Raw genomic sequence first — 15,742 nt, 5'->3', positions numbered from 1 at the left:
AATTCCTTAACTTCTATACTAGTATTAGACAGTGCTAAAGGATCAATTTTTCCCTTCAAGAATGTTTGATTATACATAAGGTAATCAAAATTGTTACTTTCCAAATGTTTATTATTGGTTGTCTTTATGTTTATACTTTGCTTACGCTGCTTATAAATTTCTTTAAACATAGTATTGAAATCATGTAAATTATTCATATCCAAAGTGATAGTTTTTACATTTTCACTATCCAATAACGTTTGAACTTTCATATTCATCTTATTTGTTATTTTTGTAAACAAATATGTTGAGAAAGCTATTAATAAATCTTCTAACTGTACTTTTTCTTTATGAGCAATGCTTCTAATTTTTTGTGTTAATAATGCTGTAATTTTCCCTTCAGCAGTATAAATATTCTGAGCTTTCGATATCTCAATATCATTTTTATCAATAAACTTTGCTAGTTTTGATACGGTGTTATAAATAAACATATCTGTTATTTTACATTTCCCAGGATATAATTGTTCTAGCTTCCTATGCATTTGAATTAAATGTATAGATGATCCTCCCAGTTCAAAAAAACTTTCATTTAAGCTAATATCCCCAACATGTAATACCTCACCGATTAACTGTTTAATTATATTTTCTGTTCGTGTTAACAACTTAGGGGCTTTTTCTTCCAATTTATTTTTTCTTATTTCCAAAGCAAGCAACACTTTACGATCGATTTTTCCATTTGGAGTCAGTGGCAATTGCTCTAATTTCACAAAATATTGCGGAATCATATATTCTGGCAACTTTTGTGCTAGATATTCTCGAATACTTCCCATGACTTTTTCATCATCTACAACAATATACGCACATAGGAATTTTTTCCCGTTTGAATCTACTTGATCTATTACTACTGCTTGTTGAACATTCTTATGCTCTAATAGTTGATTAGACACTTCACCTAATTCTACTCGGTATCCTCTTATCTTAATTTGTTGATCTTTTCGACCTAAAAATTCAATATATCCTTCTTTTCTTAACACTCCATGGTCCCCTGTTTTATACAAACGGCCCAATGTAGGATGTTCTATAAATGCATTTTTTGTTTTTGTATCATCATTTTTATATCCTTGTGCTAGGCCTATTCCTCCAATATAGAGTTCTCCTTCTACCTCTACTGGACAAACCTGTCCTGCATAATTTAAAACATAAAATTTTTGATTCGCTAATGGCATTCCGTATGGAATGCTCTTCCACTCAGGGTTTATTTCATTAATTGGATAATAAATAGACCATATTGAAGCTTCAGTGGCTCCTCCTAATGAATTAATTTGTGCTTTTCCAAAATATTTCCTAATTTTCTCTGGTAATATCAATGGAATCCAATCCCCACTTAACAATACAAGACGTAATTCGTTATCTTGATATTCTTTCATAGATTCTATAAATTCAATTGTTAAATCCATAATAGCCGGAACCGAATTCCAAATGGTAATACCATACTTGTCGATTGTTTCTATGACTTCTTGAATATCCCTTTGATCCTTAATCTGAACAATTGAAGCTCCACTACTCAAAGCACCAAAAATGTCATATACGGATAAATCAAAACAAATAGATGAGAGACCAATAAAACGATCATCTTCATTTACTTGGAATTTTTGATTTATATCTAAAATGGTATTAACTGCTGATTCATGAGTAATTATTACCCCTTTAGGCTTCCCTGTGCTTCCAGAAGTGTAAATAATGTAAGCTATATCATCTGGACTACTTTCATTTTCCACATCTTCTATAGAACAAGAATGTAGATCCTCTTTTGAATACACATCCGGTGTCAATAATAAATCACATTGGCTATTATTTAAGATGTAGTCAATACGTTCTTGTGGATATTCTGGATCTACTGGCACATATGCCGCTCCTGTTTTTAAAATCCCTAAAATATTTACAATCGTATCTGGGCAACGTTGTGCAAGCACCCCAACTAGTGAACCTTTTCCTACTCCTTTTTCTTGTAAATACCTTGCGACTTGATTAGATTTTTCATGTAATTCTTGGTATGTCAAGCTCTCTTCTTCCATAATAACCGCTGTATAATCTGGTGTTTTCTGTACTTGTCTAACGAATAAATTGTGTAATGTTGTTTTTTCAATTTCTTTCTCGGTTTGGTTGTACTGTTTAATAACTATATTTTCATCAACCTTAGGGAGAGTTAATTGAATTAAATCTTTCGATTCCACTAAATGATGTAACATGTCGATGTATTGAGAAAACATCGATCCAATAACCTGTTCATCAAATAAGTCCTCCACATAATCCCATGTAATCTGTAAATCTCCCTTTATCTCCATAACTTGATAATCCAAATATACTTGAGAAGTTTGACTGACTCCCAATTTAACTTCTCCTAAGTCTGTCCAATCTACCTCTTCTTTTTCTGGAAATAGCATACTAGTAAATACAATTGGCATCACTGCTTTTCCATTTAAGTTATGAAAATTTGAGAACTCCCTTACAAAGTCTATGCCATCATACGATTTATGCTCTAAAGCTTCTATTAATACCTCTTGCAACTGTTGTGCACGATTAGCAAAAGAAAGTTCTCCCTGACTAAAATCAACATCTAGTAAGGAAATCATTGTGAAATCACCTATAATTCTATTAACATGTTCATGAAAAGGCTCCCTGTTAAATAATGTTGTATTAATAGCTAATTTAGGTTGATTACTCCATTTTGCAAGTATTTCTGCATAAGACGTACACAATAAAACTGAAGGCGTTATACTATAACTTTGTGCAATCTTTTTGAGTTTACTCCAAATATTTCGAGATATTTTATATTCCAATCTTTTAAACTTTGGATTTTTTATTACATTTGGTTCCTGCTTCATTGGTAGTTCCGGTGCAAAAGGAAAACCCTTCAATTTAGACAACCAATAGGCTTTATCCGTACTATATTTTTTTGTATTTTTAAACTTTATATGTTCTGTAATGTAGTCTCTAAACGTAAATTCTAATTTAGGAAGCTTCTTATTTGGATTCAAATACAGTTCTAACAATTCTTTGGAAAAGATATGAATCATACTAGCTCCATCCATTATCAATAAATCAAAGCTAACACAAAGAATATGTAGATTCTCTGCTATTTTTAATGCACGGAATTCAAATAAAGGCCATTGACTACTATCAAAAACATGATGTGACATTTTATTTCGTTCCTTAATAATTTCCTCTTGTCTTGATTTATCGTCAAGATAAGATAAATCAACTACCTTTATGAGATAATCTGGAACAGTTTCTAGTATTTTTTGTTCTCCAGATGGTAAAATTATACCTCTTAACATTGGATGTCGTTGAATCATTTCTTGTAAAGCTTTATTCAACCTTTCTATATTAACTGGTGTCTCTATTTCTACATAACTATGTGTAGACACCCCTCCCATTTCAAACGTATTCTCTCTTCCTAGCCAATAGGCTGTTTGTACTTCTGTTAATGGAAAAGGATTATATAAATTTTCCCAGTCTGCTGTCTTACTATCATGTTCTTCATGTATTATTTCTTCTTGTTTGCAGGATTCAATTTCTTTTGACAGTTTAAAAATCGTTCTCAATTCAATAAACTTTTTAATTCCCACGTTTATTTTAAATTCTTTATTTATGGAATTCACCACTTGTATCATAGCAATAGAATTACCGCCTAATTTTAGAAAATCACTGTGTATATCAATAGGGGATATACCTAATACACCTTCCCATATTCTACCGATTTTTTTCTCTATCTCTGTATTTGGATACTCGATATTTAAACTCTTATCATCTTCTATCAACTTAGGTTCTGGCAACACTTTACGATCGATCTTTCCATTCGGAGTCAGTGGCAATTTCTCTAATTTTACAAAATATTGCGGAATCATATATTCTGGCAACTTTTGTGCTAGATACTCTCGAATAGTTTCCATGACTTTCTCATCATCTACAACAATATACGCACATAAAAATTTTTTCCCGTTTGAATCTACTTGATCTATTACTACTGCTTGTTGAACATTCTTATGCTCTAATAGTTGATTAGACACTTCACCTAATTCCACTCGGTATCCTCTAATCTTAATTTGTTGATCTTTTCGACCTAAAAATTCAATATATCCTTCTTTTCTTAACACTCCATGGTCCCCTGTTTTATACAAGCGCCCAAATGTAGGATGTTCTATAAATGCATTTTTTGTTTTTATATCATCATTTTTATATCCTTGTGCTAGGCCTATTCCTCCAATATAGAGTTCTCCTTCTACCTCTACTGGACAAACCTGTCCTGCATAATTTAAAACATAAAATTTTTGATTTGCTAATGGCATTCCGTATGGAATGCTCTTCCACTCAGGGTTTATTTCATTAATCGGATAATAAATAGACCATATTGAAGCTTCTGTGGCTCCTCCTAATGAATTAATTTGTGCTTCCCCAAAATATTTCCAAATTTTCTCTGGTAATGTCAACGGAATCCAATCCCCACTTAACAATACAAGACGTAATTCGTTATCTTGATATTCTTTCATAGATTCTATAAATTCAATTGTTAAATCCATAATAGCCGGAACCGAATTCCAAATTGTAATATCATACTTGTTGATTGTTTCTATGACTTCTTGAATATCCCTTTGATCCTTAATCTGAACAATTGAAGCTCCACTACTCAAAGCACCAAAAATGTCATATACGGATAAATCAAAACAAATAGATGAGAGACCAATAAAACGATCATCTTCATTTACTTGGAATTTTTGATTCATATCTAAAATGGTATTAACTGCTGATTCATGAGTAATTATTACCCCTTTAGGCTTCCCTGTGCTTCCAGAAGTGTAAATAATGTAAGCTGTATCATTTGGACTACTTTCATTTTCCACATCTTCTATAGAACAAGAATGTAGACCCTCTTTTGAATACACATCCGGTGTCAATAATAAATCACATTGGCTATTATTTAAGATGTAGTCAATACGTTCTTTTGGATATTCTGGATCTACTGGTACATATGCCGCTCCTGTTTTTAAAATCCCTAAAATATTTACAATCGTATCTGGGCAACGTTGTGCAAGCACCCCAACTAGTGAACCCTTTCCTACTCTTTTTTCTTGTAAATACCTTGCGACTTGATTAGATTTTTCATTTAATTCTTGGTATGTCAAGCTCTCTTCTTCCATAATAACCGCTGTATAATCTGGTGTTTTCTGTGCTTGTCTAGCAAATAAATTGTGTAATGTTGTTTTTTCAGTTTCTTTCTCGGTTTGGTTATACTGCTTAACTATATTTTCATCAATCCTAGGAAGAGTTAATTGAGCTAAATCTTTCGATTCCACTAAATGATGTAACATTTCGATGTATTGAGAAAACATCGATCCAATCACGTGTTCATCAAATAAGTCCTCCACATAATCCCATGTAATCTGTAAATCTCCCTTTATCTCCATAACTTGATAATCCAAATATACTTGAGAAGTTTGAAAAGAACTTATTTTTACCTCTCCAAAATTTTCCCAACTAAATTTATTATTTTCTGTTAACATACTAGTAAATACAATTGGCATAGCCACTTCTGTACCTAATTCATGCAATTTGCTATATTCCCTAATAAATTCCACACCATCATAGTTTTTATGATCTAACGCTTGAATTAAAGATCTTTGAATGCGTTGAGCACTTTCACTAAATGTTTCCTCCCCTTGCAATTCAATATCCATTAATAATAGCGAAGTAAAGTCCCCCACAACATGTTCTATCATTGGATGCACTGGAAGACGATTAAATACTGTTAAATTCAATGCAAATCTCTCCACATTACTCCAGATACTCAATACTTTTGCATACGTTGTACACAATAATACTGACGGAGTAATATTCATGGATTTCGCAATACTCTTTAAGGAGTGCCATTCCTTTTTATTCAAATTAAATTGTAATCTATTAAAACGTGGCTTTGTTAACAATTTTGGATTTTGTAACAAAGGTAAAGATGGAGCTGGTGGGAAATCCTTTAATTTTTGTAACCAATATTCCCTATCGTTCATATATTCATCTGTATTCTTTTGTTTTTGATAACTTAACATATAATCTCTAAAAGAAATCTCTACTTGTGGCAATCGTATATTAGGGTTTTTATAAAATTCCATTATTTCAGATCCTACAATTTGCATACTGATACCATCTGCTATTATTGCGTCAAAACTAATACAAAGTATATGTCTATTACCTGATATTTTGAATGCCTTATATTCAAATAGAGGCCATGTGTCCGATTTAAAAATAAAGTGAGACATTCGTTCCCGTTCTTCTTTAATTATCAATTCTTGTTCTACTGCATCTAAATGTTGGATATTTTCTATTTCTATTTTGTACTTAGGAACATCCGTTAATATTTGTTGTTCTCCAGTAGGCAAAATGATTGCTCTTAACATCGGATGGCGTTCAATTACTTTTTGCAAACTATCATTAAACTTTGTTATATCTAAAGTTGTTTCTATCTCATAGTAACCATGCGTAGAAACGCCGCCTAACTCAAATTGATCATCTCTTCCTAAAAGGTATGCTGATTGTACATCAGTTAATGGAAAGGGTTTATGTAAATTTAAAGGGTCTGGATAGGCAGATATTAATTCATTATTATTATTCTTTTTCTCTTGAATTGATTCAGCTAATCGAGAAATTGTTCTATTTTCAAACAAAGTACTTACTGTAGTACCTAAGGAGTACTCATTCTCTAAACAGTTTACAATTTGAATAGCTTTTAAAGAGTTTCCACCGAGCATAAAGAAATCTTCTTCAATACCTATTTTTTCAAAACCCAAAACTTTTTCCCATATTTTTGCTATTATTCTTTCTTTAGCATCTCTTGGTTCTATATACTCTTTTTGTTTTTGTACAACTAAGGCAGGATTAGGTAGTGCCTTCTTATCCAATTTCCCATTAATAGTAAGTGGCATTTGATCTAATTGTATTACCGCCTTAGGTACCATATAACTTGGTAAATTTCTTGATATATAACCTTGCAACTGTTCAATTAAAATTTTTTCTTTTCCTTGAATATATGCACAAAGATAACTTGAACCATCTTTATTTCCCCATTTCAGTACAACTACATCTGTTACATCTTCAAATTTTAAATATTCTTTCTCTATTTCCTCCAGCTCTAAGCGATACCCATTAATCTTCACTTGAGAATCATTTCGACCAATATATTCTATTTCACCATTTGGAAGCCATCTAGCTAAATCTCCCGTTTTGTACATCCGTTCTTCTAAAACAAAAGGATTTGAAATGAACTTTTCTTTTGTCATTTCAGGAAGATTTATATACTCTTTAGCTAAACATTCCCCAGAAATATATAATTCTCCAATTTCTCCTACTGGTTGTACATTTTTCTCTTTATTTAATATATAACATTTATAATGTGGAAGCGGCTTTCCTATAGTTACGTTTGTTTCATTAGTAAGTTCTTTAATTGTGGACCAGATTGTTGTTTCAGTAGGACCGTATAAATTAAAAATTCTTGAATCTGTTATAGTTTTAACCTCATTTAATAATTTTGAAGAAAATACTTCTCCTCCTACAAGAAGAATAGAAACCCTTTTTAGACACTTGGAATATTCCTCATTATCAAGTAACAACCTTAATCTAGAGGGTGTCATCTGTAAGATATCTATCTTGTGATTCAAGATTAATTCTTTTATAGCTAATGGATTGCTACATTGTTTTTCCTTTGCTATAACAACTCTGATTCCATTTACTAGAGCAAATATTGTTTCGACAAAGAATATATCAAAAGAAATACTTGTTAACGCTAAAATTGACATATTCTCTCTCAAGGGTATATTCCTTGCCATCCCATCAATGAAGTTACATACTGCTTTATGTTCGACGCTTACTCCTTTAGGTTTTCCAGTTGAACCTGATGTGTAAATAATGTAAGCTGGCCCTTGTCCTAGATCCTCTGCATGTTTATTTGTAAAATTTGTAGATTCAGAACCCCATTTTTCTCGATCTAAAACAATGGTATTTGTACTAAGCTTTATACCTTTTAGTGCAAATTTGCTAGTAATTACAAAAGACGCATCACTATCTTCCAACATATAGTTTATTCTGTTAACCGGATTTATTAAATCAATTGGCAAATACGTAGACCCCAATTTTAAAACTGCTAAAATTGTGGCTACTAGATCTAACGATCGCTCTAACATGATTCCTACAACCATATCCTTTTTCAAGCCTTGCTTATGTAAGGAATTTGCTAACTGATTTACTTTATCATTCAATTCTTGATATGTGAGCTTTTCACCATTAAACTGAATAGCAACCATATCACGATAAACCCTAACATTTTTTTCAAAAAGTTCAGATATATTATTTTCTAATACCTGATACTGTATGTTTTTACTATTAAAACCTTCAACAATTTCTTGCTTCTCTTCAGTAGACACTAATTCAATATTAGAACACGTACAATTCATATTATTTAAAACTTGTTCTAATATATTTTGATAAAATTCCAACATTCTGCAAATTGTTCTTTTATTATATGACATTTTATTATAAAATAATTCAACCCAAAAACTATCCTTGTCTTTTATACAAATAAAGTTTAATGTACTCGGCTGATTAGAAAGATACTCACCCACATAAGATATAGAATGTATTGTTTCAAAAAGTAAATTAACATTAAACTTTTCATTAGAATCTAATGACTTGCTAATATCTCCTAAAGGATAGTATTGCTTATTATATACATCCAATGTAGTATTCTTCACATTTAAAAGTAAATCTTTAAACTTAAGATTTTTGTCTACAATATTGTAAAGCGGCAATAGTTTATTTACTTTTTGTGAACTTTCATCAACACTTTGATACATAGGTGTTCCTATTGTAATTTTACTTTGCCCACTTATTTTATACATTAAAACTTTTAATACAGTTTGCATAAATACATATATTGATAAGTTTTGGCTTTGGCACATCTCAAAAAGCAGGTTAGCTACATTGCTTTTAATATGAATTTTTTCAATGCCTAAATCTAATTTTTCCGAATGATTGTCAGCTGGAATTTTACATTGTTGTATTTCATTTAACGTAGTAATCCAATACTCTTCAACTTCTTTTAATTCGTCTATATCTATATTCTTGTTTGTGGTTTCAAGGCTCATGTTTACATTCTCCTATTCCCTAAATTCTATTGCTCTAATTTTAATCCACCTTCAATAACATGTAGTAACACTTGATTCCTTTGTAACTTAAAATTTTTTTTAACCTTATCAAAGTGTAAATCTCCTATTGAACATAAACCTATACCTTGATGCTCAGCCACAGATGTTAGTGTTGCCGTAATAATTCCTGCTTCAATTAAAGCATATGAATAAGCGTTCCCACCGTACTTAGCCATAGAAGATTCAGAATTATATATCATAAAAATAGAAAATGCTGAAGACTCAAATATATTTTTATTATTATAGAAATGTACATCTTTAGTAATTAAAGCCATATCATCAACAAGATATATACTATGACTGACAGGATGGTAATAATACAATCCTCTTCTAACCCCGTCAACTCTATTTTTCTTAATATAGATAAATATATCAATTGGGTATAATCCTCCCGCACTACCATATGCATACTTAACTTCCTTTTTGTTTTTAATTTGCTGAAGAACTCCGAATAAGTTTGAAAAAACATCTTGAGATATCTTGGTAGTCTCATCAAAAACGCGCTGTGATCTCCTTTCAAACATGGATAGAACTGTGTCATCTGGCTTAATTAGTTCTATTTTCGTTTTTTTACAACCTTTAAACATACGATTTAACTGTACGTTTGTATAAACATCCAGTTTTTCTTTATCAAACATAAGATTCTCATCGTATTTTTGAAATAATTTAGTCTGAGATTCAAACAAATCTTTTGGATTTAAAATAGATTTAATTAAAACTTTTTTTTCAATTAAAAACATAATCAATTCTTGTATTTCTTTTTTATCTATATTAGAAAATCTATCAATTAGTTCGTCGATTTCAATTCCATTCTGAGTACAAAAATAAAATTCAGGAAAAACCTCAACTGCAACTGTAGGTGCATTATATTCATTTATGATAATACGACCTTCACTCTTTTCCCAATGCATTATAGGAGACCAAAAATAAATATTGTTTTCTTGCATATTAATTCTCCTTTTATTAAAAATTAAACTCTGCCACGATATGTCTTTTTGATTTATTAAAGTTTTCTACTATTCTCATTCTCTCTAATTTAGTTAAAAGTTCAATTTCTTCAAGCTTTAACTTCGGATTTCCTATAATTTGTTCTATAATATTAACTAATCTTCCTAGCATAAGTTTTACTGTTTCTTTTTTATACAAATCCGTACTATATTCCATAGTAAGCCTGTATTCTTTTCTTTTTTCATTAATTATTAGATTTAAATCAAACATAGAAATATTATTGTTTATATCATATAAATTACAACTAACATCTAGGTTATCCATCAATTCATTTTCTAGAGTTAAATAATTTATCATCACATCAAACAGAGGCATTCTTGATGGACCTCTATTTATATCGAGCTGTTCCACTAACTTCTCAAATGGATAATCTGAATTCCCATACATTTTTATATTTTTTTCTTTAACTTCATTTAAAAACTCATCAAATTGCTTATTTCCTTTAGGATAATTCCTTAATGGAAGACTATTTACAAACATCCCTACTACTGAAAATAAATCTGGTTGTTTCCTACCATCTACGGGCACGCCAATAACAATATCTTCTTGATGTGAGTATTTCGACAGTAATACATTATACGCTGCAAGAAAAAACATAAATGGTGTTACTTGTTGTGCTCTTGAAAACATTCTTATCTGCTGTGTCATCTCCTCAGTGAGAAATAAGTCAACTTTTTCACCTGTTATTTTTTTTACAGGACTCCGATTAAAATCAGTAGGTAAATTCAATACGGGAACTGAATTTAAAAACTCTTCTTTCCAAAAGTTTAATTGTGAAGACGTTTTCTTTTTCTGATCAGGTGAGTTTCTCCATTCTAAATAATCATAGTATTGCAGCATATCTTGCTTTAATTTATTTCCTTTATATAGCTGTATTCCTTCTGTAATTAGATTTTTTATTGCTGTTCCGTCAGCAATCATATGATGAATATCAAAAAGTATTAAATACTTATTCGTATTAATTTTAATCAATTTTATACGCATTAATGGCGCGCATTTTAAATCGAACTCTTGAACAAAGTCTGCAATTAAATTATCTACTTCAGCCTCTTTGATTTCACAATATTCCACATATAAATCTAACTTGTCATTAATTATTTGAAACAGATTTTGATTTTCCCATAAAAATGATGTTCTTAATGAAACATGTCTTGCTATTAATTTTTCGCACACTTGTTGAAACTTATCATAATTTATCTTTCCTTCTATAAAGATTCCATGCGGTAAATTATATAAAAGTTTGTTGTCATACAACTGACTATGCATGTAAATCTGCTTTTGAGCAAATGAAGCTTCATATTTTTTTGCTCCCTTGTTAACTGTTATTCCCTTTGGAGAAATCACATCGCCCATACTTAACTTTATTACCTTCGACATCCCAATAATTGTAGGAGCCTCAAGTAGTTTATTTATAGGGATATAGAGATTAAACGATTCCTCTATCATACTATTTAATAAATTTGCCTTTAAAGAATCTCCACCTATTTCAAAAAAATTATCTGTAGGTCTTAAAATAGTTTTATCGAAAACCTTTTCCCACAATGATTGCATTTTTCTTTCAACATAATCAATAGAATCAACTTGTATATTATCTATCAATTCTAATCCATTTTGCTCTTTTTTAATTTCTTCCAATAATAAAGTGTACATACCTTCACGATAACATTGTGCCAAAAAGAGTCTTCTTACTTTCCCACTAGTCGTCTTAGGTATTTTTTTTATGGGAATAATATTTTTTACAGGTATCGCAAACGTTTCTTGTATAATTTGTTTTACTTGGTGAAGTAATGGAATAAAACTTCTTATCTTTCCTTTATACAAAATAAATAGAATTAATTCATCTGTATGTTTTTGTTCATTAAACACTCCACAAGCTACAACTTTTCCCAATTCCATAGAAGGTAGTGATTCAATCATTCTTTCAATATCATGTGGATATATGTTCTGTCCATTTATAATTATTATTTCCTTAGCTCTACCAGTAATGACGATTTCACCATTCATCATAAAACCCAAATCCCCTGTTTTTAACCAACCATCACTAGTTATTGTTTCATTTGTTGCTTCTATATTGTTATAATATCCCTGCGTTACATTATCCCCTCTAATTTGAATATTACCAATATACATATCTTCCATAACATTATTTTTATTATCACAAATTCTAACCTGACAAGAATCTACAGGAAATCCTACTGCAACAAATGGAGCCGCATCTTCACTTTCACTACTCACTTCTTTTACTTTTTTACCAAAATTCAAATTTTGACGTTGTAAATAGATTGGATTGATTTCTTTATCTATTTTTGGGCCAGAAATACCGACAGTAGCTTCCGCCATTCCATATACTGGATACATAGATGTAGTTTTTAAATCATATGGTATCATACGTTTCAAAAATTCATTAACTGTATTAATAGCGATAGGCTCAGCGCCATTTAAAATTAATCGTATACATGAAAGATCCCAATTCTCTGCATATTTTTCTTTAAAATATTTTAAGAAATAATGATACCCAAAGTTTGGTGAGCTTAATATTGTAGTTCTATATTCATTTGCCTTCTTTAACCATAAAATCGGGTTGCGAATAAACAGCCATGGATTCATATTCACTTGGTTAATCCCCTTAAATATAGGCATAAGATGGCAACAAATTAATCCCATATCATGGGTCAAAGGCATCCAACTTAACATTGAATCCAATTCACCAACTTCTATTCTTTTAACAATATCTCTAATGTTTGTAAGTAAGTTATGGTGAGTAAGAATAACTCCTTTAGGTGCCCCTGTAGAACCCGAAGAAAACTGTATAAAAGCAATATCTTGTTGCTTAGAAGAATAAATTACCCCCTCCTTTATTACATTTATTAATTCTTCTATAAAGATAACCCTTTCATCAATTATTTTTTCTTCATTTTTTATATCGGAATTTCGTAAAAATAAACTTAACTTTTGGTGTGTGTGTTTATCGGTTACAATATAAGGATTCGAAAGGTTCCCCCATACATTTACTACCTTCATTTTATGCAAATCATTGTTCCCTACGGTAATAGGTACAGGAATCATCCCTCCTAAAATACATGCCCAAAACAAGTACATAAATTGTTCATTATCATCTATTTGAAAAATCACTTCATCCTGGGGCTTTAAACCTTTTTTTTGTAAATTATATAAAACACCTTTTGACTTTTTGTATAAATTTTCAAACGATATAAATTTTTCTGTATTACTATTCATTATTATGGTAATACCTTTATTCTTAATCTCTCTCTTAGATTCTAGCATCTCTATTAATGTTTTCATTCGATTACCCCTAGATTATTTTTAATTGATGATAATTTTTTTCATCAATTAATGTGTTATTTATAATTTTGGTAATGTCCCCAACATGCTTATTTATAAAAAAGTGGTCATCATTAAACAAATGAAAAGAACATTGTTCAGTAGAAAATTCTCTCCATTCCTCTAATTCTTTAATATCAATTAACTGGTCTTGAATACCATTAAGAATAGTCATAGGAACTCTGACTTTTTCATTTCCATATATAAATCTATGTTCATAATTTTCAACAATTTTGAAATCTGATTTCAAAATCGGCATAAAAATCTCCATTAATTCTTCACAAGCCAACACTTCTTTAGGTGTTCCTCCCAAAAGAAGAACCTCATTTTTAAATTCCTCATCGGGTAATTTGTGCATAGAAGTTATAGATTTTTTATTAGGTGAATTTCTTCCTGAACAAAAGAGATGTACAGGAAGATTATTATCTTTCTGCTGTATAATTCTTGTTAACTCATATGTAATTAAACTTCCCATACTATGCCCAAATAAGGCATATGGTTTTTCTAGTAGCTGATTTCTAATTTTCATATATACATCATCAATTAACTCTTCAAATTCTTCATATAACGGTTCAGTGATTCTATTTCCTCTACCAGATAACTCTATTATTTTCAAATCAATCCCAGGATGCAAATACTTCTGCCATCGCATATAATAAGTTGATGATCCTCCCGCAAATGGGAAACAAAATAAATTTATTCCTCCCATCTCAACCCTCCTTTACACTTTACTTTGACTCTTTAAGATAGTTATTGTACATTGATGCGCAGGTAGCAACAAAATGCTCACTTGTAACATTGTTCATCTCATCATTTCCAATTGCCACCATATTGATTAAGTAGGTAAATAATTGACCATAAAACATAGCAGAAATCAATTTAAAATCCTTCAATGGGATTTCACCTTTACCATGTAATTTATTTAAATAGGTAACTAAGTGATCTATCAAGCGCATATTAATTTCATTAAATAACCCTTTCATTTCTTCATTTTGTCTAGCTTCAATAAGAACAGCCCAAATTTGACTAACCTTTGGTATATTAATTTCCATATAAATATTCCCTAATAAATTTAGGTCATGTTCTACATCTCCAGTTAGTTTGGTTGTTAAATCAGCTAGTATTGCAACAGGTGTAGTTTTCAAAATAATACCCTCTTTAAATAACTTCTCCTTGTTACCAAAATGTCTAAAAATAGTTACTTCACTTACTTTTGCTTTTTCTGCAATTTCACGGGTTGTCGTCGAACTATACCCTTTCTCACCAAACAAGGAAATTGCTGCTTCTAATATTCTTTCTTTTGCTGATATTTTTGTCATTTTAGTTTTTTATCCCTCCTTATTAGTATTATAAAACAATTATGTTAGTTAGTGTTTACTTACTTTCATTTTAGCACATTTTTTTCCAAAAACAAGATAAAAATGTAAAATAACTTTAGATCAATTTAATAATTACAAAAGCATAAATTTCATTTTTTATATAATTCTTTTTAAAAAGGACCCCCCAACAAAATCAAACTTCTCTTTGCTTACATCTATGAAATTGTGCAGATAATATGCAGATATAAATTATCATAAGTACACATATGATGAAATGAACGATAGGACAAGGAGGTATCATAATGTTTGCTTATACGTTAACTACCTTAACACTTTGCTGTACCTCAATTCTTATTGTATCCAATATTTCTAAACGTAAGGGTACCCTAATGGAGTATATGGTATTTATTATGTCTTTTAGTATGAGTATCGGTTTAAGTATTGGTTTTTATTTAGGCATTCTCTTTAAGGGGGAATTACTATATTCTACTTTACTTGCTATTTTAATTAGTGGTTTTATCGGTTTTTTAGTGGGTCTACGTTTTCACCTATATACTGCTTTAGAAGGAATGTTCTCTGGATTAATGGCAAGTATGATGGGAGCAATGATTACAGAAATGTTAAACGCTCAACAAGCTCATAGTATATTGTTCATTAGCCTTTTACTTACTATAACGATTACTATGTCCTGTGTGATTCAATTGTTATCGGAGAACTTTTCTACTTTTATCCAACAGCGTTTTTTGTTATTACTTTCAATTAGTGTAGTAATTATCGTTGCCGTATTCGCGACATTCCCAGATCATACTCCTGCACCTGGGCATAATCAACATATACATTAGTACT

Annotated in this window: 5 protein-coding genes and 1 pseudogene; 1 reads left to right on the top strand and 5 read right to left on the bottom strand. The window is 30.5% G+C overall.

What is annotated here, in order from left to right:
• Nucleotides 1-440: 440 nt before the first annotated feature.
• The 5 genes and pseudogenes from MHI26_RS09480 to MHI26_RS09460 form a co-directional block, all read right to left on the bottom strand.
• A pseudogene (locus MHI26_RS09480) lies at nucleotides 441-9,167 on the bottom strand (amino acid adenylation domain-containing protein); the annotation flags it as partial.
• Nucleotides 9,168-9,193: 26 nt separating this feature from the next.
• Nucleotides 9,194-10,174, bottom strand: a complete 981-nt coding sequence (locus MHI26_RS09475; RefSeq protein ID WP_061667498.1) for a SagB/ThcOx family dehydrogenase — start codon at nucleotides 10,172-10,174, stop codon at nucleotides 9,194-9,196.
• A 16-nt stretch (nucleotides 10,175-10,190) separates the two neighbouring features.
• Nucleotides 10,191-13,538, bottom strand: a complete 3,348-nt coding sequence (locus MHI26_RS09470) for a condensation domain-containing protein (protein ID WP_061667499.1) — start codon at nucleotides 13,536-13,538, stop codon at nucleotides 10,191-10,193.
• A 10-nt stretch (nucleotides 13,539-13,548) separates the two neighbouring features.
• Nucleotides 13,549-14,286, bottom strand: coding sequence for a thioesterase II family protein (locus MHI26_RS09465; RefSeq protein WP_061667500.1), 738 nt, complete (start codon nucleotides 14,284-14,286; stop codon nucleotides 13,549-13,551).
• 19 nt (nucleotides 14,287-14,305) lie between these two features.
• The gene (locus tag MHI26_RS09460; protein ID WP_016122308.1) at nucleotides 14,306-14,896 is read right to left on the bottom strand and encodes a TetR/AcrR family transcriptional regulator; all 591 of its coding nucleotides are present in this window, start codon (nucleotides 14,894-14,896) and stop codon (nucleotides 14,306-14,308) included.
• A gap of 302 nt (nucleotides 14,897-15,198) precedes the next feature.
• Between MHI26_RS09460 and MHI26_RS09455 the strand changes: the two genes are divergently transcribed.
• Nucleotides 15,199-15,738, top strand: a complete 540-nt coding sequence (locus MHI26_RS09455) for a hypothetical protein (RefSeq protein ID WP_061667501.1) — start codon at nucleotides 15,199-15,201, stop codon at nucleotides 15,736-15,738.
• Nucleotides 15,739-15,742: the final 4 nt, after the last annotated feature.

It is taken from the genome of Bacillus sp. FSL K6-1218, assembly GCF_038006445.1.
GTDB lineage: Bacteria > Bacillota > Bacilli > Bacillales > Bacillaceae_G > Bacillus_A > Bacillus_A thuringiensis_S.
The sequence above is the reverse complement of the archived record's forward strand: the minus strand, read 5'-3'. Positions and strand labels throughout refer to the sequence as shown.